Source organism: Luteibacter rhizovicinus DSM 16549 (assembly GCF_001887595.1).
Lineage (GTDB): Bacteria > Pseudomonadota > Gammaproteobacteria > Xanthomonadales > Rhodanobacteraceae > Luteibacter > Luteibacter rhizovicinus.
In genome coordinates, this window is record NZ_CP017480.1 from 3,918,220 (window position 1) to 3,938,665 (window position 20,446).

18 protein-coding genes are annotated in these 20,446 nt (G+C 63.9%); 10 read left to right on the forward strand and 8 right to left on the reverse strand.

Features of this window, described 5'->3' with window-relative positions; genetic code table 11:
* Position 1 precedes the first annotated feature (1 nt).
* The 5 genes from BJI69_RS17910 to BJI69_RS17930 are packed head-to-tail and all read right to left on the reverse strand — an operon-like array spanning position 2 to position 5,541.
* Positions 2-592 carry a gluconate 2-dehydrogenase subunit 3 family protein gene (locus BJI69_RS17910; protein WP_046967731.1) on the reverse strand — a complete coding sequence of 197 codons (591 nt, stop codon included), beginning with the start codon at positions 590-592 and terminating at the stop codon, positions 2-4.
* 10 nt (positions 593-602) lie between these two features.
* Positions 603-2,294, reverse strand: coding sequence for a GMC oxidoreductase (locus BJI69_RS17915; RefSeq protein ID WP_046967730.1), 1,692 nt, complete (start codon positions 2,292-2,294; stop codon positions 603-605).
* 9 nt (positions 2,295-2,303) lie between these two features.
* A complete protein-coding gene (locus BJI69_RS17920; protein WP_046967729.1) occupies positions 2,304-3,179 on the reverse strand; it encodes a sugar phosphate isomerase/epimerase family protein in 876 nt (291 codons plus the stop codon).
* The gene (locus BJI69_RS17925) at positions 3,176-4,393 is read right to left on the reverse strand and encodes a nucleoside permease (RefSeq protein ID WP_071925029.1); all 1,218 of its coding nucleotides are present in this window, start codon (positions 4,391-4,393) and stop codon (positions 3,176-3,178) included. Before BJI69_RS17925 ends, BJI69_RS17920 begins: the two co-directional genes overlap by 4 nt.
* Complete coding sequence (locus BJI69_RS17930; protein ID WP_244465268.1) at positions 4,390-5,541, reverse strand: Gfo/Idh/MocA family protein; 1,152 nt, start codon at positions 5,539-5,541, stop codon at positions 4,390-4,392. The genes BJI69_RS17925 and BJI69_RS17930 overlap by 4 nt, the downstream gene beginning before the upstream one ends.
* A gap of 391 nt (positions 5,542-5,932) precedes the next feature.
* On the opposite strand from BJI69_RS17930, the gene BJI69_RS17935 reads away from it, so the two are divergent.
* Positions 5,933-6,877: a LacI family DNA-binding transcriptional regulator gene (locus BJI69_RS17935; RefSeq protein WP_244890693.1), complete on the forward strand. Its 945-nt coding sequence runs from the start codon at positions 5,933-5,935 to the stop codon at positions 6,875-6,877.
* A gap of 9 nt (positions 6,878-6,886) precedes the next feature.
* Here BJI69_RS17935 and BJI69_RS17940 read toward each other — a convergent pair whose 3' ends face one another.
* Positions 6,887-8,416 (reverse strand): Gfo/Idh/MocA family protein, encoded by a 1,530-nt coding sequence (locus BJI69_RS17940; protein ID WP_046967726.1) that lies wholly within the window; start codon positions 8,414-8,416, stop codon positions 6,887-6,889.
* A gap of 114 nt (positions 8,417-8,530) precedes the next feature.
* The gene (locus tag BJI69_RS17945) at positions 8,531-9,280 is read right to left on the reverse strand and encodes a hypothetical protein (protein WP_046967725.1); all 750 of its coding nucleotides are present in this window, start codon (positions 9,278-9,280) and stop codon (positions 8,531-8,533) included.
* Positions 9,281-9,527: 247 nt separating this feature from the next.
* Between BJI69_RS17945 and BJI69_RS17950 the strand changes: the two genes are divergently transcribed.
* Positions 9,528-10,010: a YfbM family protein gene (locus BJI69_RS17950; RefSeq protein ID WP_052767192.1), complete on the forward strand. Its 483-nt coding sequence runs from the start codon at positions 9,528-9,530 to the stop codon at positions 10,008-10,010.
* Between the two features lie 66 nt (positions 10,011-10,076).
* Here BJI69_RS17950 and BJI69_RS17955 read toward each other — a convergent pair whose 3' ends face one another.
* On the reverse strand, positions 10,077-10,847 hold the full coding sequence (locus tag BJI69_RS17955) for a hypothetical protein (protein WP_052767191.1): 771 nt from the start codon (positions 10,845-10,847) through the stop codon (positions 10,077-10,079).
* Between the two features lie 256 nt (positions 10,848-11,103).
* On the opposite strand from BJI69_RS17955, the gene tssB reads away from it, so the two are divergent.
* Genes tssB through BJI69_RS17995 form a run of 8 tightly spaced genes read left to right on the forward strand, consistent with a single transcriptional unit; the run spans position 11,104 to position 20,399 of the window.
* Positions 11,104-11,619 carry a type VI secretion system contractile sheath small subunit gene (tssB, locus tag BJI69_RS17960; protein WP_046967724.1) on the forward strand — a complete coding sequence of 172 codons (516 nt, stop codon included), beginning with the start codon at positions 11,104-11,106 and terminating at the stop codon, positions 11,617-11,619.
* 3 nt (positions 11,620-11,622) lie between these two features.
* A complete protein-coding gene (tssC, locus tag BJI69_RS17965; RefSeq protein ID WP_046967723.1) occupies positions 11,623-13,116 on the forward strand; it encodes a type VI secretion system contractile sheath large subunit in 1,494 nt (497 codons plus the stop codon).
* Positions 13,117-13,153: 37 nt separating this feature from the next.
* On the forward strand, positions 13,154-13,660 hold the full coding sequence (locus BJI69_RS17970; protein WP_046967722.1) for an Hcp family type VI secretion system effector: 507 nt from the start codon (positions 13,154-13,156) through the stop codon (positions 13,658-13,660).
* Between the two features lie 7 nt (positions 13,661-13,667).
* Positions 13,668-14,171, forward strand: a complete 504-nt coding sequence (tssE, locus tag BJI69_RS17975) for a type VI secretion system baseplate subunit TssE (protein ID WP_046967721.1) — start codon at positions 13,668-13,670, stop codon at positions 14,169-14,171.
* Between the two features lie 4 nt (positions 14,172-14,175).
* Positions 14,176-16,041, forward strand: a complete 1,866-nt coding sequence (gene tssF, locus BJI69_RS17980) for a type VI secretion system baseplate subunit TssF (RefSeq protein ID WP_046967720.1) — start codon at positions 14,176-14,178, stop codon at positions 16,039-16,041.
* Positions 16,005-17,045: a type VI secretion system baseplate subunit TssG gene (gene tssG, locus BJI69_RS17985; protein ID WP_046967719.1), complete on the forward strand. Its 1,041-nt coding sequence runs from the start codon at positions 16,005-16,007 to the stop codon at positions 17,043-17,045. The genes tssF and tssG overlap by 37 nt, the downstream gene beginning before the upstream one ends.
* Positions 17,042-19,747: a type VI secretion system ATPase TssH gene (gene tssH / locus BJI69_RS17990; protein ID WP_046967718.1), complete on the forward strand. Its 2,706-nt coding sequence runs from the start codon at positions 17,042-17,044 to the stop codon at positions 19,745-19,747. Before tssG ends, tssH begins: the two co-directional genes overlap by 4 nt.
* Positions 19,740-20,399, forward strand: coding sequence for a hypothetical protein (locus tag BJI69_RS17995; RefSeq protein WP_046967717.1), 660 nt, complete (start codon positions 19,740-19,742; stop codon positions 20,397-20,399). The genes tssH and BJI69_RS17995 overlap by 8 nt, the downstream gene beginning before the upstream one ends.
* Positions 20,400-20,446: the final 47 nt, after the last annotated feature.

The window sequence follows — 20,446 nt, forward strand, 5'->3', positions numbered from 1 at the left end:
GTCAGATCTTCAGTTCGGTTTCGACGGCCCAGGCTCGGCCATTCCCCGCCTTGGCCAGCGGGATATCGGCCTTCCACGCAGCCGGCACGGGATCGTATTGAAGCACCTGCGTGCAACCCGGTTGCGACAGGAAGAAGCCGAGCATGGTGAGCTTCTTGCTCATCAGCACGAAGTCGGCTGCCGGTGCCGGCTTGCTGCCCTTGGGCACGCGCAGTGCCTCGGCGTGCAGCCGGGTCACCAGCGCCTTGCGCTGGGCGTCGTCGAGCTGCAGGAAGGGCTTGCCGCCCGCCTTGTCGAAGGCCGCCATGGCGGCAAGGTAACGCGATTGGTCAGCCTTGCTATAGACGGCCTGGAAGAGCTGGTCGATGAACAACGGTACGCCTGCATCGAGTGCTCCCGGTGTATCGGTGCGCGGAATCACGATCTCCGATACGGCGCCGACCAGGCTGTACTGGGCAGGTTTGAAGAACTGGGGCTTCGCCTCCGGCTTCTGCGATGCGGCGTGCGCGTCGAACACGGCAAGCAATGACGGGCCGGCGATGGCACCGATCGCCAGCGCGGACATGTTTTTCAACCATTCGCGACGATTCATGGCGAGTTCCTCACAGGTTGCCGCGCTTGAGTTCTTCCACGGCGTGATTGGCCGCGCGTGCGGTCAGCGCCATGTACGTGAGGGACGGGTTCTGGCAGGCGGATGACGCCATGGCCGAACCGTCGGTCACGAAAACGTTCTTGCAGGCGTGAACCTGGTTCCAGCCGTTGAGCACCGAGGTCTTCGGGTCGCGACCCATGCGCGCGGTACCCATTTCATGGATGCCGGCGCCGACGTTGGCCTTCATCGAGAACGAGTTCACGTTCCGGTAGCCCGCACCGGTCAGCATCTCCATCGCATCCTCGATGATGGCCTTGCCCATCATGATCTCGTTTTCCTGATGCGCGGCATCGAAATTGAGCACGGGCAGGCCGTATTTGTCCTTGTGGTTGCGGTCCAGCGTCACGAAGTTCTTGTGCGAGGGCAGCATCTCGCCGAAGCCCATCATCGAGACATACCACGGTCCGGGCTCTTGCGCGGCGCGCTTGAGCTCCTCACCCAGCGCCTCCTGCTGGACGAGACGCGTCCAGTCCTGGCGGCCCGCGCCGCCCTGGAAGCCGAAACCGCGCAGGTACTTCTGTTTGTCCGTGCCGACGTTGCGATAGCGGGGAATGTAGAAGCCGTTAGGGCGTCGACCGGAGTAATAGCGGTCTTCATGGCCGTCGACCATGGCGCGCGCGCCGGTGCCGAACAGGTGGTCCATGATGTTGTGGCCCAGCTCGCCGCTGTCGTTACCGAAGCCGTTCGGGAAGCGGCTCGAGGTCGAGTTCATCAGGATATGCGCCGTGCCGAAGGTGGACGCGCACATGAAGATCACACGAGCGAAGTACTCGGTCTGCTTTCCCGTCTCCGCGTCGAGTACGCGAACACCGGTGGCCTTGCCCTTCTCATTGTCGTAGATCAGCTCGTACACGATGGCATTGGTCACCATCGTCATGTTGCCCGTGCGCTCGGCGGAGGGCAGGGTCGACGAGTTGCTGCTGAAGTAGCCACCGAACGGACAGCCACGCATGCACAGGTTGCGATACTGGCAGGTGCCGCGCTGCGGGCTCTGGTCGTGTTTCAGCGGCGCAGACAGGTTGGCGGTGCGGCCAATGATCAGTTTGCGATTGAACTTGCTGTCCAGCTTTCCCTGGAAGTCCTTCTCGACGCAGTTGAGCTCCATGGGCGGAAGGAAATCGCCGTCGGGCAGCTGGGCCAGGTGATCGGTATTGCCGCTGACGCCGATGAAATGCTCGACGTGGTCGTACCACGGGGCGAGGTCGTCGTAGCGGATGGGCCAATCCGCGCCCACACCCTCCTTGCCGTTCGCCTCGAAGTCCATCTGGCTGAAGCGATAGCTCTGCCGGCCCCACATCAGCGAGCGTCCGCCGACGTGGTAGCCGCGGAACCAGTCGAAGGGCTTGGTTTCCTCATACGGGTTGTCGATGTCATCGGCGAACCAGTGCTTGGTGGACTGGGTGATGCCGTAGAAGGACGGACGCGTGTGCTTGGGCCACCGGGCGAGGTCTTCCTGCGTCGGCTCATCGCCGTACGGCAGTTCCCAGGGTGCCTTCATGGCCGTGGGATAGTCGAGGTGCTGGACCATCGGGCCGCGGTCGAGCACGAGCGTTTTCAGGCCCTTCTCGGTGAGCTCCTTGGCAGCCCAGCCACCGCTGACGCCGGTGCCCACGACAATGGCGTCGAATGTGTTCTTTTCCATGCTTTCCCTTCAGCGCAACGGACGCAGGTAATCGAAGTCGACGCGCGCGGCGTCAAGCGAGCTCATGCGAGCGAACGGGCCTTCCTGTTCGACGAAGCAGTGCTTCAGTCCGGACGAGTCGGCGGCCGCCATGATCGGTTTGTAGTCGAGCTTGCCGCGCCCGAGTTCGGCACCCGGGTAATCCTTCTGATCGCCGCGCAGGAAATCCTTCGCGTGCATCAGGGGGATGCGGCCCGGATTGGCCTTGAAATAATCGGCAGGGTTCTTGCCACCCGCAGACACCCAGCCGCAGTCGAGCTCGAACTGGACGAGATGCTTGTCCGTCTCTTTCAGGAGGATGTCGTAGAACACCTGTCCGCCGCCCACGTCGGTGAACTCGGCGTGGTGGTTGTGGTACGCGTACTGGAGGCCGGCCTTGCTGGCCTTTTCGCCCAGACGATTGGCGTATTCGGCGGTGCGCTTGGCGTCATCGAGCGAATAACCCGGATCTCCCGCCTTGTTCGCTTCTTTCTGCATGATCGACGGCAGCATGCTGCTGACGATGTACTTCGCGCCCAGCGTGTGTGCCGCTTCGATGCCCGCCTCGAAGCCGAGGCTGTCGAAATGCAGGCTCGGGCACGCCAGCCCGGCTTCCTTCAGCTGATCACGAAGTGTCCCGGCCGTCGTCGTGATGATGGCTTCGATCTCCGTGTAACCGATCGACTTCAGCGTCTTGAGCGTGCCGACCGGGTCGGTCTTGTACGCGTCGAGGACCATGTAGAGCTGGATGCCGAGCCCCTTGCCCTTCGCCGCGGCGGCGAGAAGCTTTCCCGGGCCAGCGAGCCCGAGGCCAAGCACCGTGCCGCACAACGCGGAACGCGTGAGGAACTGCCTGCGATTCATCATGAGTGGATGGTTCCGGCTGAGTGGATAGTCGCGGCTGCGGCAGCCTTGCGATCCTTGAAGAGCAAGACGAAGAGGACGAAGACGGCGGCTGCGAAGGCGCCGGCAATGACCCAGATGCCGTGCCAGTCGTGCGTCCCATCAGCTCGCGTGTAGTGCTCGACCACCGCGCCGGACAACCAGGAACCGACGAACATGCCCAGACCGTAGGTCAGGAAGGTGATGAGACCCTGCGTCGCCGCGCGCAACGCAGGCGGAGCTTCGCGATCGATGTAGATCTGGCCCACGACGAAGAAGAAGTCGAAGCAGACGCCATGCAGGACGATGCCGAGCCAGAGCATCCACATCAGCTCGCCGGGAGCGCCGAAGGCGAACAGGCCGTAACGCACCACCCAGGCGAGCATGCCGACGGCGAGCATCCACTTCACGCCGAGGCGACGGAAGAACCAAGGAATCAGCAGCATGAAGAACAGCTCGGACATCTGCCCGCCGGTCATCTTGCCGGCAGCGTTGACCACGCCCGCCTCGTTGAGGAACAGGTTGGTAAACGCGTAGTAGAACTGAAGCGGGATGCAGATCAGGAACGAAGCGAGAGCGAACACCGCCATCGAGCGCTCACGCAGCAGGTGCAGCGATTCGAGGGGCAGTGCATGGCGCAGTTCGAAACGCGTGTTGCGGGCCAGCGGCGGGGTCGGGGGCAGGGTGAAGCAGTAACCCGCCATCACGACCGAGAGGCCGGCGGCCAGGAGCAGGGGCGATGCCGTAGCCTCCACGCCCCAGGCGCCGACGATCAAGCCGACCACGATCCAGCCAATGCTTCCAAACACACGAATCGCGCCGAATTCTTCCTGTGGATCCTTGATATGGCGCATGGCCAGCGAGGCGGTCAGGGCCAGGGTCGGCATGTAGCAGAGGCTGTAAGCCAGCAGCGGTGCGTATACGCCGACGAACGATGTCTGTTGTGAGGCGACTGCGAGCAGCACGGCGCCCAGGAGGTGCAACAGGGTGAGTACCCGACGCGTATCGAAGAGGCGGTCGGCGAGTAGCCCCACGAACAACGGCGAGATGATTGCGCCGATGGCGGTCGTGCCCGCGACGGCACCGATTTCCGTACCGGTGAAATGCAGCGTCTTGCCAAGCCAGGTACCGACCGTGACGTACCACGCGCCCCAGATTCCGAACTCGAAAAGCATCATCACTCTAAGGCGCCATTTCATCCGCGTGTCCTCGTGGTACGTGTGGGTTCGAGAGGGTCGTCGACGGTCTGCCACACACCGCCAGCGGCGTGACTCGTCAGCATGGCGTCCACCAGCAGGCTGTTGCGGTAGCCGTGGGCGAACGTGGGCAAGGCATCGGGTTTCGTGTCCGGCTTCGCACCGCTACGGATCCACGTGTAAGCGTCAGCGATCACGTTGCGGAACGCATCTGCCCAGGCTTCGGGATGGCCAGCGGGCAGGTGCGCGTAAGCGCGAGCGGAAGGGTCCAGCAGCGACGGGTCGCGCGTGAGCACCGCGTTCGCCTTCGCGTGGTGACCGATCCAGAGTTCGTTGGGCTGTTCCTGGCGCCACGCCAGCGAGCCGTCGCGCCCGTTGACCTCCAGGCGGAGATCGTTTTTGTGGCCGGGCAGCACCTGGCCAACGGTGACGCAGCCACGGACGCCGTTGTCGAAGCGGAGCAGCACGCTGGCGAGGTCTTCGCTCGTGATGTCGTGTCGCGTTCCGTCGGCGCCTTCGCGTTGGGGTACCACCGTCTGCAGGTCGGCCAGTACAGCGGTGATGCGCGCGCCGGTGACGTGCTCGGCCAGGTCGCACCAGTGCGAGCCGATATCCCCGAGCGCGGAACTGGCACCGCCCAGCTTCGGATCGAGGCGCCATGTGTACGCGCGTTCGTCGGTGAGCCAGTCCTGCAGATAGCAGCCGTGAACGAAAACGCTTTGCCCGATATCGCCCTTGGCGATCATCGCGCGTGCCTGTTGCACGAGGGGATAGCCGCGGTAGTTGAACGTGACGACGTGACCGAGGTTGGCATCGCGCGCCGCTTCATAGAGCTCGCGGGCTTCCTGCACCGAGGCGGCCAGGGGCTTGTCCGAGATCACGTGCTTGCCCGCGCGCAACGCAGCCAGCGACACCTCGCGATGCAGGTAGTTGGGTGTGGTGTTGTGCACCACATGCACGGCGGGATCGGCGAGCAGGTCGCGGTAATTCGCGTAAGCCTTTCCGGCGTTGAGTTCGCGTGCGCGGCGGGTGGCGGAGTCGAGGCTCGAGCCGGCGATGCCGACGATCTCGACGTCACCCAGGCGCCGCACGGCATCGAGGTGATGGGCGGCGATGAAGCCGGGGCCGACGAGTCCCATGCCGAGGCTCATCGATGGGTGGTCCTGGCGCTTGTCGAGATCGACTGGCTTGCCATGTTTTTCCCCCGGTGACGTCGCTGCCACCGAAAATGTATTCGATTACATTCGAGCGGACATATGGCCCGAGGGCTCTTCATCTGCGCGAAATCGTGATTTTCCCCGGGCGACTTGCGGGTGCGCCGCCCCGAACGTGGCAAGATATGTACCAGACGGGCGAAGTGACCTGCAACGATTTTATGTAATCCATTACATTGCGCCGCAACATAGCGGGAATGGAAAACGCGTGAGCTCAGACGGGTCAAAAGCAAAACCAAAGGGCGGGAAGGGCAAGCGCGCCGATGTTGCGCCGCAGCCTGAGCGCGTGCGCACGGTGAAGGAAATTGCCGCGGTCGCAAAGGTTTCAGTGGCAACTGTTTCCCGTGCACTGCAACGACCGGAAATGGTGAGCGAGGATACGCGGGAGCGCATCTACGAGGTCGTCAAACGCCTCGGCTATACGCCCAATGCGCTCGCGCGCAACCTGCGGACGGCACGGACGCGGCTGATCGTCGCGCTGCTTCCCGACATCGCCAATCCGTTCTTCTCGGAAGTGATCCGAGGTATCGAGCAGGTCGCCTACGAGAACGGATACTCCGTGCTGCTGGGCGAGACGCAGAGCAATCTCGTGCGCGAACAGGCCTATGCCGACATGGTCGCCGCTCGCCAGGCCGACGGCATGATTACGATGTTCCATCGCGTGCCAGCGATTCCCATGGCCGGGCGCCTGCCGCTCGTCAACGCCTGCGAATACGTCAAGGACAGCGCCATCTCCAGCGTCTATGTCGACAACGTCGCGGCGTCGGCAGCGGCGGTCGACTACCTCGTGGCCCTGGGCCACCGCGATATCGCCTTCATCGCTGGGCCGTCGTCGAGCCCGATCTGCGTCGATCGCGAGCAGGGCTACCACAAGGCGCTGAAGCGGGCGAAGATCGCCATCGATCCTGCGCTCACCGCCGTCGGTGATTTCTCGATCGAAGCTGGCGAACGCGCCGTCGAGATGTTCCGCGCGCAGGGCAGGACCTTCAGCGCGGTGTTCTGCGCCAACGACGAAATGGCCATCGGCGCCATGCGCGCCCTGATCTCCAGTGGCTTGCGCATTCCCGAAGACGTCTCCGTGGTCGGCTTCGACGACATCCGTTTTTCCCGCTACACCACACCACCCTTGACCACCGTTTCCCAGCCGAAGAACGCGCTGGGACGCGAGGCCATGACGATGCTGATCGAGATCCTCAACGACCCGGAGGTACCCCCGCGCAAGCGGGTGTTGACCGCCGAGCTGGTCGTGCGAGGATCGACCGGGCCTCGATAGAGCGGCGGCCTAGAGCAGCGACCAGCCAGCGCGATAGTCGCGACGCAGGAAGGCGTTGGCTTCGGGCTTGTTGGTCACGCGCATGTTGGCCGCGTCGTAGTCGATCCGGCCGCCCGCGCGCAGGGACACGATGCCCAGGAGCATGACCTCGGTCAGCCGCGCGCCGTATGCGAAGGGCGACGATGCCTCGGCTTTGCCTTTGCAGGCCTCCACCCAGTTCATTTCATGCGAGGTGGTGATGCGAGCGAGCTTCCGCGGAGGCGTGCCCACCGCATCGTGCAGTGACTGTGGCAGCAGCCGCGGGTTCGCGCCGTAGGTCTCGTGAATCAGCTTGCCCTTGTCACCGACGTAGAGGACGCCGCCGTCCTTGCTCATCTGTTCGGATCCCAACGCCTCGAGGCCGGGCGGGAGCAGGGCGCCGTCGTACCAGGTGAGCCGCACCGGCGGCATGCTGCCGCGCGCCGGGAAGTCGTAGTAGGTCATGGTCGCCGAGGGGTACGAGTCCTTGTTGAACGGCGTCGAGACCGTTTCCACGGACGTCGGAAAGCCAAGGTCCAGCGACCAGAACGGCGAATCGATCAGATGGGCGCCCATGTCGCCAATGGCACCGACACCCCAGTCGACCCAGCCGCGCCAATTGAACGGATGGTAGATGGGGTGGTATTCGACGACCGGGCCGGGGCCCAGGAAGAGATCCCACGCCAGGCCCTGCGGCATCGGGTAATTACCGGCCATGGCCGTGGCAAGGCGATCCGTCACTGCGCCCAGATCCCAGCTCGCGTCGTCCGGCTTCGGCCGGGCTTGGGGGCGTGGAATGCCCTGCGGCCAGTAGCCAAGCGGGCGATTTGTCCACACATGGACTTCGCGAACCTCGCCGATCGCTCCCGCCGCGATGTACTCATTGATCAAGCGGGCATCGTCGGTCGAATGCCCCTGATTGCCCATCTGCGTGACGATCCGCGGATTGTCGGTGGCCTTCTTGGACAGATACCGTGCTTCGTCGATCGACCAGGTCAGCGGCTTTTGCAGGTACACGTGCTTGCCCAGACTCATTGCCGCGCTGGCGATCACCGCATGCAGGTGGTCTGGTGTGGCGATGACGACTGCGTCGATGTCATTCTGCTGCTCGAGCATGCGGCGGTAGTCGGTATATCGCTTGATCGAATCGAATTTTCGGGCGAGGAGGTTCGTGTTCACGAGGTCCTCCTGGAGCTCCCGGCGCTTCGTGGCCGTCGGGGCCTTGTCGATCCGGGCCTGGGTTTGCGCCATGCCGGCGAACATCTTGCGGAAGGACTTCTCGGTATAGCCCCAGTCGACGTCACACAGGGCGACGATGTTTTGGCCGGCCAGATTCCGGATATTGTGCGCGCCCATGCCGCCCACGCCGATGCCGGCGATGTTCAGTCGATCGCTGGGCGCCGTATGGCCGGGCCCACCGAGGACATGGCGGGGCACGATCATCAACCCGGTCGCGGCGACCGCCGCGCTGGTGACGAAGGTTCGACGGGAGAGGTTCTCGATCTTCTTTTCGTCAGTCATGCACTGCGGTCTCTGGTTGGCTGTGAGGGCGCCTGGGACTTTATCGTAGATTGGCGTTTCTGATTGGTGGGCGAAGTGGTCGAGCTTTTCGGGAAGATGATCGGATCCCTGTTGTCATTCCTTGGCATCGCCGGGTGTTTGCGTGTTCTTCTCTACCTCGGCCAGGGCGCCCTGAAGGTGCATGTCCATGGCCTCGAGTCGGCTCTTCGTTATGGATGAGGTCCAGGTCAGCACGTAGAAGAAAAGGAGTGCGAAGCCAAAAAACCAATCGATCAAGGACAAGTGCCGGCCCTCGATCAATTGGTGCCCCTGGAAATAGACGGCGACCACGACGGGGATGACACCTAGCGTGGGAATGGCACCAGCCAGCATGGGGAGCTTCTGTGTGTACCGCTCCTTGCGAAAGGCCGCCATGGATGCGTACTTCTCGAGCCTCTCTTCGGGCTGAGAGAGCAGCCAGTTGCGAATTTCGAAATGGTGGGGGAAGTCGTGATCAAGCTGCCTTGAAAAGTCTTCTAAGGGCCGAATCAGGCTCGTAAACTCTCCACGCGTGAACCACAGGTTCACCCCCAATCCTGCTACTTCGAACACAAGGACTGTCAAGAGCAGGGCCGTTTGAGAGACGCCGTTGATTGGCAGTCTCGGGATGACAAAGGCTGCCAGGTAGGCAAGCAGTACGGTGAGCAGACCGACGCGCGACCACCGCCGCGACTGTGGCGACGGCGTATCGTAGTCCGGCATGGAAGAGAGACGTCGGTTCAGCGATTCAAAGGTCAGCGCGTCTTCCGTCGGTACAGATTCGACGGAAACCTTGTCTGAGCGAGCAGCGCCGTGTTCACCCGTGGGCGAAGCAGTCCGTTCCATGCAATGTTCCTGATTCCGCTGGCCGCCCCTTGACGGCCATTGCCAAGGAACTATAACGGGAAGGCCCGATCTAGCCTGATGCCACCGTCGGAGGTTGTAAATGCTACCGTGCAGCGAGAAGCCGCCAGCCTCGGAATACCCGAAGGCGGCGTCAGAGCTGTGGACACGAAGGCAGTTGCTCGACGCGTCCATGCTGCAGCCTTCCCTCGTTGCGATTTGCGACGAAGCGCCCCGTGGAGAATGACCTATGTCGATGATCGGTTACTTTCGCCGCCTCAATCCAGCAACCGCCCAGCTCGCGATGACCGATGCCGCGTCGGCCGATCATCTGTTCACCGGGTCCGGCGCCGAGGGCGAGCTTGATGTCGACAAGGCATGGCACGCGATCCACTTCGTATTGAACGGGGAGCCATGGCCAAATCCCGGATTGCTCTCGCAGGTCGTTTTTGGCGGTGAACCTTTCGGCGATGACCTCGGCTACGGCCCTGCGCGACATCTCGATCCCATGACCGTCAAAGCCATCGCCGAGGAGCTACGCGACATCGACCCTGATGCAATCGTCGCTGCCGTCGATCTGTCGCGCCTTGATGATGCGGAGATCTACTCGGGTGAGTGGGCCGCAAACGGCGATGGCAGTCGCCGCTACATCAAGGACAATCTCCGCGCGCTTTGCACCTTCTACGCGACCGCGGCGGCACGCGACGAGGCAGTGGTGGCCTGGCTCGGCTGAGTCGTTGGCTCCTTGTACGCGGGATCGGTGACGCCCTGGCGTGGGTTGCAGAAACGGGCAGATGACTTACATCGCGTGCGGCGCAACCGCAGTCCCATCCGAGTACGTACTTGTCGCAACCAAAAAGACCGAGATCGCCGGAAGCGCAGCAACGTCAGCCTCATGCCCCGGAAGCAAGTACCAGTAGTTACCACCCATCACAGGTGAGCCCGGCAGGTTCGCACCCCAGGTCGTGCCGTCCTTGGTGGGCACGTAAAACATGACATGCGCCATGTTGTGTTCGCCCTGCGCAGACAGGTACGCGTCCTTGGACATCATGTAGCACATGGCACCGGCAGCGAGCGGCGGAATCTCCTTTGTCCGCAGGGCGGCCTTAATGCGATCCATGACCTCGGCATCGCTCTTACCCGCAAGCGTCAGGGCCGTACGTAGTTTGAGCAGGGCTGTCATCGTCGGTACCGCTGGCGGGTTGTCACAGGCGGCGGCGAGAATCTTGGGGTCCCACCGCTCGGGCCAATCGGGCGCACCGCCGAAACCGCGCCCCACGTAGCAGACGAAGCCATTGGTTCCCTTGACGGCCGTTTCGTAGCCCTTACGCGTCAGCACCAGGATGGTCGCATCTTTAGAGATGGCGTCGGGGGCGGCGCTCCTGGCCAGGCTGATTTCCTTTGTCCGGTCCAACAGGTAGGCGTCGATCGGCGCCATGCCGGGGCTGCCCTTTGCGTGTAGCGATCCGCTGGCGAGACCAAGCAGAAGCGACGCCGCCAAGGCAGCTGCGCGGCCAACGCGGATGGCCGGGACGTCGCCCGGAACATAGGTGCGAGGACGGTTCTTCATCGAGGCTTCTCCGGGGCGGGCGAGGGGGCCGCATCCCTACGTCGATTGAGCAGCTTGGAGATCGACATCGTTGGGTGCGCGGCCGAGTGGACGGCATCAAAGTTCCGCAGGAACCCATCATTCCTCCTTATGACTCGTATACCGAGCAACGATTTCAGCCGTAACGCATGCCGGCCGATACTTGCCGCCCATTGATGGAATGAACTCATTTCATCTTTGCGATTCATCATGCCTATTGCAAACGCAGGAAAAAACGATGGCCAAGCCGAGCAGCCAGAAGTTCATTGCGCGTAATCGCGCCCCGCGCGTCCAGATCGAATACGACGTCGAGCTCTACGGCGCCCAGAAGAAAGTGAGCATCCCGTTCGTCATGGGCGTCATGTCGGACCTTTCCGGCGCGAGCGCTGGTGACCTGCCGCCCGTGGAAGAGCGCAAGGCGCTCGAGATCGACGTCGACAACTTCAACGACCGCCTGGAGTCGATCCGGCCGACGGTGTCGTTCAACGTTCCCAATACGCTGACGGGCGAGGGCAACCTGGCCATCGAGATGCTCTTCAGCCACTTAGACGACTTTTCGCCGGCGGCGATCGCCCGCCACGTCGAGCCCCTGGCGAAGCTGCTCGAGGCGCGCACGCAACTGGCCAACCTCGGTACCTACCTGGACGGCAAAGCGGGTGCGGAGAAGCTGATCGCGCAGGCCATCCAGGATCCCGCGCTGCTCGCGGCGCTTGCCGCGACGCGTTCGGCCACCACCGATACAAAGGAAGACTGAGTCATGGCGACCACGCAGACCCAAGCCGCCGAGGCTCTTGTCCAGACCACCGAGGGTGGCGACTTCGCCGCCTTGCTTTCCAAGGAATTCCGCCCGAAAAGCGAGCGTGCACGTGTCGAGGTCGAATCGGCCGTCCGCACGCTGGCCGAGCAGGTGTTGGATCGCTCGGACATCGTTTCCGACGATGTCACGCAGACGATCAACGCCTATATCGCCGAGATCGATCGCAAGCTCAGTGAGCAGGTCAACCTGATCCTGCATCACCCGGACTTCCAGAAGCTGGAAGGTGCCTGGCGCGGCTTGCACCATCTGGTGTCCAACACCGAGACGGATCCGCAGCTGAAGATCCGCGTGATCAATCTTTCCAAGAACGACCTCGGTCGCACGCTCAAGCGCTACAAGGGCACGGCCTGGGACCAGAGCCCGATCTTCAAGAAGGTGTACGAAGAGGAATACGGCCAGCTCGGCGGTGAGCCGTACGGTTGCCTCATCGGCGACTATTACTTCGATCACGGCCCACAGGATGTCGAGCTGCTTCGCGGCATGGCTCAGGTAGCCGCCGCCTCGCATGCGCCGTTCATCGCCGCCGCCGCGCCGGGCCTGCTCGGTATGGACGGCTGGAGCGAACTCGCCAATCCGCGCGACCTGGCCAAGATCTATTCGACGCCCGACTACGCGGCATGGCGCTCGCTACGTGATAGCGAAGACGCCAAGTACGTGGCCTTGACCATGCCGCGCACGCTTTCCAGGCTGCCCTACGGCGCCAAGACCGATCCGGTCGACGAGTTCGATTTCGAGGAAGACACCAGTGGCGCCGACTCCACCAAGTACACCTGGCAGAACGCCGCGTATGCGATGGGCGTCAACATCAATCGTTCGTTCAAGCAGTACGGCTGGTGCACGCGTATCCGCGGCGTGGAATCGGGTGGCACAGTAGACAACCTGCCGGCGCACGTCTTCCCGACCGATGACGGTGGCGTCGACATGAAGTGCCCGACGGAAATCGCCATCACGGACCGTCGCTCGGCCGAGCTGGACAAGATGGGCCTGATGCCGGTCGTGCATCGCAAGAATTCCGATATGGCGGCCTTTATCGGCGCCCAGTCGCTGGCCCGCCCGGAGGAGTACGACGATCCCGATGCGACCGCCAACGCGGCACTGAGCGCACGCTTGCCTTACATGTTCGCCTGCTCGCGGTTCGCCCATTACCTGAAGTGCATCGTGCGGGACAAGATCGGCTCGTTCAGCACCCGCGAACAGATGCAGGACTGGCTCACGCGCTGGATCCTCAACTACGTGGACGGCGACCCGGTCAATTCCAACGAAGAGACTAAGGCGCGCAAGCCGCTGGCTGCGGCGCAGGTAGTAGTCGAGGAGGTGGAGGGTAACCCGGGTTACTACACGTCCAAGTTCTACCTCAAGCCGCACTACCAGCTCGAAGGCCTCACGGTGTCGCTGCGTCTGGTTGCACGCCTGCCGTCCGGCAAGGCCGCCTGAGTCCTTCACTACTACGCGTCAAATGAGGATAGCGTTCATGGCTTTCGACATGCATCTCAAGTTCGGCCCCGGTCAGGTAAAGATCGAGGGTGCTTCCAACCATGCCAAGCACAAGGACCAGGTGCCGATCATCGCCTGGTCGTGGGGCGCGAGTAACTCGGGCAACCTGCATACCGGCGCGGGCTACGCCTCGGGCGGCAAGGCGAACGTACAGGACATCACGATCACCAAGTTCGTCGACTCCTGCTCCAACGCACTGCTCAATGCGGTCTGCACCGGTGCGCGTGTCGACAGCGCCACGCTCTACGTCACCAATGCGACGGGCGAACAGACCGACTTCGTGACCATCGAGCTGACCGAGGGCGTCATGATTACCTCGGTGTCGACCGGCGGCAGCGGCGGCGACGAGCGCCTGACGGAAAACATCACCCTGCATTTCGGCAAGTTCAAGTACTCGTTCCAGCCCCAGGACGACAAGGGCAAGGCGACGGGTGGCACCAAGGACTTCACCTACGACATGCAGCAGGTGAAGGGCACGGCCTGATCTCCGCATGGCCGAGCTGACCACCCAGGAGCGACTGCAGCCCTCGCTGCTGGATCGCCTGCGCGACGACGAACCCCACGTCGCGCAGGAGAGCCGGGACAAGCGTGTGATCACGGCCGCGCGTCTACGCGAGTACGTCGTGCGCGACCTGGGCTGGCTGTTCAATTGCACGCGCCACTGGTCCTCGGACGAGCTGGCCGGGTTGCCGTATGTCGAGACCTCGGTCCTCGACTACGGCATTCCGGATCTGACCGGTGCGGCGATCGCCGGGCTCGATATCGACGTGCTACGCCAGCGGATTCGCGCTGCGATCTCGACCTTTGAACCACGCCTGGACCCATCCACGTTGCATGTGGACGTCAAGGCCGACACCGCGCGGATGGACCGTCTGACGCTGTCGTTCAGCATCGAAGCGACGATGTGGGCACAGCCCTTGCCCCTCAACCTTTACCTGAAGACCGAGGTCGATCTGGAAACGGCACGTTTCAGCGTTTTCGACGGCCTCGGCTGAGCCCATGGATCCCAGACTTCTCCGCTACTACAACCAGGAACTCCAGCACGTCCGTGAAACGGGCGCGGAGTTCGCCAGCGCGTATCCCAAGATTGCCGGGCGCCTGGGCATGGATGGCATGGAGTGTGCGGATCCCTATGTGGAGCGTCTGCTGGAAGGCTTTGCCTTCCTGTCGGCGCGCGTGCAGATGAAGATGGATGCGCAGCATCCGGTCTTCACCCAACACTTGTTGCGGATGCTGTATCCCCAGTACCTCGCGCCGGTCCCGTCGATGACCGTGGTCGAGATGTCGCCGGATAGTGGCGAAACCCTGCCAGGCGAAGGCCATCTCGTGTCACGCGGCACGGCGCTGCGCAGCCAGATCGGCTTCGGTGAGCGCACAGCCTGTGAATACCGCACGGCCCACCCCGTGAACCTTCTGCCGTTATCGCTGGACGAGGCGCGCTATCTGTCCAGTCCTGCGGCGATCGCGGCGGCGGGACTGGGTGTTCCGCCGGGGATCAGCCCGCGCGCAGCCTTGCGCCTCCGTTTCAAGCTGGCCGCCGGTGTTCAACTGGACGCGCTTTCGTTCGACGAACTGCCGGTCTTCTTCGCCGGCGCGGGGGACCTGGCCAGCCTCTTGTACGAGCAGGTGCTAGGCAACGGCATGGGTTTCTCCGTCGTTGCGGGCGATGCTGTCCGGCATACGGGGCAGGTCAGCATCGAGCCGCGCGGTTTCACGGACGCCGAGGCCTTGCTGCCGGTGAGCGATCGTTCGTTCAGCGGATACCGTCTCCTGCAGGAATACTTTGCCTGTCCCCAGCGTTTCCAGTTTGCCGCCTTTACCGGCCTGCGCCTTCTGCTTCCCCGTTCCAGCGCCACGACTTTCGATATCGTGGTCTGGCTGGACCGGGCCGTAGCGCGCCTTGAAAAAGCAGTCGATGCATCGTACCTGCGGTTGTTCTGCACGCCGGCGATCAACCTCTTCCCGCGACGTTCGGATCGTATCCATCTTCGCGATGGCGCCGCTGAGTATCACGTGCTGGCCGACCGTACGCGCCCGATGGACTTCGAAGTCTACGACGTGGAGGACGTACAGGGCTTCGGCGACAGCCAGGAGCCCGAGCAGAGCTTCTTCCCCTTCTACGGTGGCAACGCACGAACGTGGCACCAGCCGGCGTCGGCGTTCTACACACTGCGCCGCGAGCCGCGTGTGGCATCGCAACGACAACGCCGCGACGGACCACGTTCGAGCTACGTGGGTGGTGAAGTCTTTCTTTCGCTGGTCGACGGACGCGAAGCGCCTTACCCGAGCAGCCTTCGCCAGCTGGGCATGCGCCTGCTATGCAGCAACCGCGACCTGCCGCTGCATATGCCGGTGGGGAAGGGCAGCACGGACCTGATGCTCGACACCGATGCACCTGTGCGGTCGATCCGCTGCGTGGCGGGGCCGACGCGCCCGCGCGCGGCGATGGCGGAAGGGCAGGCGGCGTGGAAGCTGGTCAGCCATCTGCAACTGAACTACCTCTCCCTCCTGGAGCATGACGATGGCGCGGCTGCGCTGCGCGAGATGCTCCTGCTCTATAGCGATGAGTACGACGCGTCCTCGCGCCGCCTGATCGAGGGGCTGCGCGAGGTGCGTTCGGCACCCATCGTGCGCCGCCTTCCTATCGCGGGGCCGGTGACCTATGGCCGTGGCCTCGAAATTCGCCTGACCTGTGAGGACCAGGCCTTTGAAGGCAGCGGTGCCTTCCTGTTCGGCTCGGTGATGCAGAACTTCTTCGCACGGTACGTCTCGCTGAATTCGTTCACCGAGACGGTGCTGCATACCCTTGAACGCAATGAGGTGGCACGGTGGACGGCTCGTTCCGGCACGCGCCCGATTCTGTAGCGCTGCTCGAGGCGCTGCGTGCCGACCCGTCGTCGTTCGACTGGTTCGGGGCATTGCGGCGAATCGAGTGCGTCTATAAGGAGCATCCGCGGCTCGGTTATTCCGTGCGTCCGGCGGACGATCCCGTTCGCCTCGCGCATACGCCTTCGCTGGCTTTTGCAACGCGTAGCATCGACCGCGTCGAGACCGCTGAAGACCTGCCGCCGCGTATCCACAGCCTGATGCTGGGCTTGTGGGGGCCGAACGGCGCGTTGCCCCTGCACCTCACCGAGTACGCGCTGGAGCGTGAGCGACTCGCCCGCGACCGGACGTTCACCGCCTTCGCGGACGTGTTCCATCACCGCATGCTCAGCCTCTTCTACCGCGCCTGGGCCGATGCACAGCCGACCGTGCAGATGGATCGACCCGAGGAGGATGCCTTTGCGCACTTCCTCGGCGCGCTGGTGGGCATCGACAGCCCGTCGCTGGCCGGACGCGATGCCTTGCCCGATCGGTTCCGCCGCTACATGGCCGGGCGCATCGTTGCCCAGGCGCGGAATGCCGAAGGCCTCGTGGCCTTGCTTGCCGCCTTCTTCGCCGTGCAGGTGCAGCTCGAGGAATTCGCAGTGGCCTGGCTGCCCCTGCCTGACGAGGGGCGCCTGCGTGTGGGCACGGCCATGGCTGGGCTAGGTACGACGGCGGTGCTCGGTGCCGCCGTGCGTAGCGCGCAGCATCGCTTTCGTATCCGCCTGGGGCCCATGGCGTTTGCCGATTACCGACGCTTCCTTCCCGGTGGTGAAGCCCTCGGCGAGTTGCTTGCCGCCGTGCGTTTCTATGTGGGAGACGCACTGGACTGGGACGTCCAACTGGTGCTTCGGCGCGACGAGGTGCCGCTGACGCATCTCGGACGCGGCGCCCGGATGGGCTTGTCCGCGTGGATGGGCCGGTTCGCCGGTCCTGGCGACGCCGACAACCTCGTCCTGCAACCCCTTTCTGTTTCACATCGATCGAGGATGCCATCGTGACCGACATCAGTCGTACTGCACTGTTCGGCAAGCTCAACGCCGTTGCCTATGAAGCCATCGAAGGCGCCACGGTGGCCTGCCGCCTGCGCGGGCACCGCGAGGTCGAGCTCGTGCACTGGCTGCAGCAGATCCTGCAGCTAGGCGATTCCGATCTCCATCGAATCGTCCGTCACGTGGGCATCGATCCGTCGCGCCTCGCGCGCGATCTTCATGAGGCGCTGGAGCGCCTGCCGGGCGGTGCGAGCGCCGTGAGCGACCTCTCCGCCGATATCGAGGAAGCCGTCGAGCGCGCCTGGGTCTATGCCACGCTGAGCTTTGGCGAGACGCAGGTGCGTACGGGCTATCTCGTCGCCGGCATCGTTCGCACGCGTCGCCTGCGTCATGTGCTGATCGGCATCTCGAACGAGTTCGCGAAGATCCGCGCGGAGGGCCTGGTCGAGGAGCTTCCGGGCATGATCGCCGGGTCTCGCGAAGAGCGCCTCGCCGCGACTGATGGGTTCCGCATGGGCCATGCCGCGGCGTCGGCGGACTCGCCCGCACCGGCCCAGATGGGCAAGCGGGAAGGCCTGCAGCGCTACACCGTCGACCTCACTGCGCAGGCGCGCGAGGGCAGGATCGACCCTGTCGTCGGTCGCGACGATGAGATTCGCCAGGTCGTCGACATCCTCATGCGCCGCCGGCAGAACAATCCCATGCTGGTGGGCGAAGCGGGCGTCGGCAAGACCGCGGTGGTTGAAGGTTTTGCGCAGCGCATCGTCGCCGGCGATGTGCCGCCTGCGCTTCGCGAGGTGGAATTGCGCGTGCTGGATGTCGGCCTCCTGCAGGCGGGCGCAAGCATGAAGGGCGAGTTCGAGAACCGCCTTCGCCAGGTGGTCGACGAAGTCCAGGCATCGGCGACGCCGGTCATCCTGTTCATCGACGAGGCGCATACGCTGGTCGGTGCCGGTGGCGCAGCCGGTACGGGCGACGCTGCCAACCTTCTGAAGCCCGCGCTCGCGCGAGGCACGCTGCGCACGATCGGCGCGACGACCTGGGCCGAGTACAAGAAGCACATCGAGAAGGACCCCGCGCTCACCCGCCGCTTCCAGACCGTGCAGGTCGGCGAGCCGGACGAGGCGAAGGCCGTGCTGATGCTGCGAACGGTGGCGGGTGTGATGGAAGCGCACCACGGGGTCCAGGTGCTCGATGAGGCCATCGAGGCAGCGGTGCGATTGTCGCATCGCTATATTCCCGCCCGTCAGCTCCCGGACAAGGGCGTGAGCCTGCTCGATACGGCGTGCGCGCGGGTGGCGGTCAGTCACCATGCCGTCCCGGCACGCGTCGCCGATGCGCGCCGGCGGATCGAGGCGCTCGAGGCCGAGCAGGCCATCATTGATCGCGAAGGCGCGATAGGCATCGATGTGCTCGAGCGCAAGAGCGTGGTCGAGACCGCACTGGACGCCGAAGCGGACCGCCTGGCCGGGCTGGAGCAGGACTGGGCGGAGGAGGGCGACCTGGTCAAGGATATCCTCGACCTGCGCTCCCGACTTCGCGACGCTAGCGAAACAGGGTCCGACGGTACCGATGGCGGCGGGCGCGAGGACATGCTCGTCGACCTGCGGATCCTGCAGGCCGCGCTTGCCGAACGCCAGGGCGAAATGCCGTTGATCCTGCCTGCTGTCGACCAGCAAGCGGTGGCTTCAGTGGTCGCCGACTGGACCGGCATTCCTGTCGGCCGCATGGTCCGCAGCGAACTGGAAACCGTGATGAACCTGGCGGCCCTGATGGGCCAGCGGGTGATCGGGCAGGACCATGCCATGGAAATGATCGCCAGGCGGGTGCAGACATCGCGCGCGGGCCTGGACAATCCCGACAAACCCATCGGCGTCTTCATGCTTGCGGGCACGTCGGGTGTCGGCAAGACCGAAACGGCGTTGGCGCTGGCCGAGACGCTGTACGGCGGTGAGCACAACCTGATCACGATCAACATGAGCGAGTTCCAGGAGGCGCACACCGTCTCCACGCTCAAGGGCGCGCCGCCCGGCTATGTCGGTTACGGGGAAGGCGGGGTGCTTACCGAGGCGGTGCGTCGCCGGCCTTACTCGGTCGTGCTGCTGGACGAGGTCGAGAAGGCCCATCCGGACGTGCATGAGATCTTCTTCCAGGTCTTCGACAAGGGCGTCATGGAAGACGGCGAAGGGCGCCGTATCGATTTCCGCAACACGCTCATCATCCTGACGACGAACGCGGGAACGGAGACGATCGAGCGGCTGTGTGCCGACGCGGCGCGTGTACCGGACGTCGAGACGATGGCGTCCGCCCTGCGCGCGCCACTGCTCGATGTCTTTCCACCCGCGTTGCTGGGGCGGCTCGTGGCCGTGCCGTATTACCCGCTCAGCCGGCAGATGCTCGGCGAAATCGTCCGCTTGCAGCTATCGCGGATCAAGCGGCGGATCGAAGATCGCTATCGCGTGCCTTTCGAGTGCACGGAGGCGGCGACGGCCCTGGTGGTCAGCCGGTGCACGGAAAGCGAGAGCGGCGGTCGCATGATCGACGCGATCCTGACCAACACGATGTTGCCCGACGTCAGCCGCGAACTGCTCATGCGGACCATTGCGGGTGACAAGGTGCAACGCGCACAGGTCGACGCCTCGGGCGGCACGTTCGTCTACCGGTTCGACGACCTCGATGTCCCGCAAGGGGAGGGCGTGACCCATGCCTAAGGGCAATCACGTCTTCAACGACTTCGATGGCTGCGTCGTGACGAGCTTCAAGAAGCTCACGCGCGAACTGAACCTGGAACAGATCTTCATCGCGGCGACCGCCAGTGGCGCGGAGAACAGCGCGGACGCCGTGGCCCTCCGTGGTCACTTCCCCTCGTCCTGGGCGACGCTCGTCGAGATGCAGGCGCACGACCGCGTCAAGGAGATGCACTGGATCCAGGACGACCAGGAAGTCATCGCGAACGACGGGAACTCCATGGCGTTCGGTCGCGAATCCAACCGTTTCAGCCAGGCCGTCATTGACTGGGCATGGGGCCGGGACGACAAGGAGAACCCCATGACCGTGTGGCGTGATCTGGTCAATGCCGGTGAGGACGTGACGGCCCGAAACAACTTCGCGAAGGGAAGCTCCCGGAAGGAGGCACCCAAGACGGAAGCGGCTCGCGAAGCACTCTGTCAGCAGGTCCGCATGTTTATCCGCGGGGAGCTTTCAAAACTCGTCGGGAAGTGGCTGATCCAGCTACGCGATGACATGACACTGGCGCGACCGGCGGTCAACGGTGTGGCACCCGTGCGGGTCGACTACGACAGCAAGCGGAACGCCTGGGTCAAGCGACTGACCAGTGCCGGCGGTATCCCCATCGCCGACTGAGACCACGTGACCGGCCATTGCAGCAAATCGATCAGGAACACAAGGCA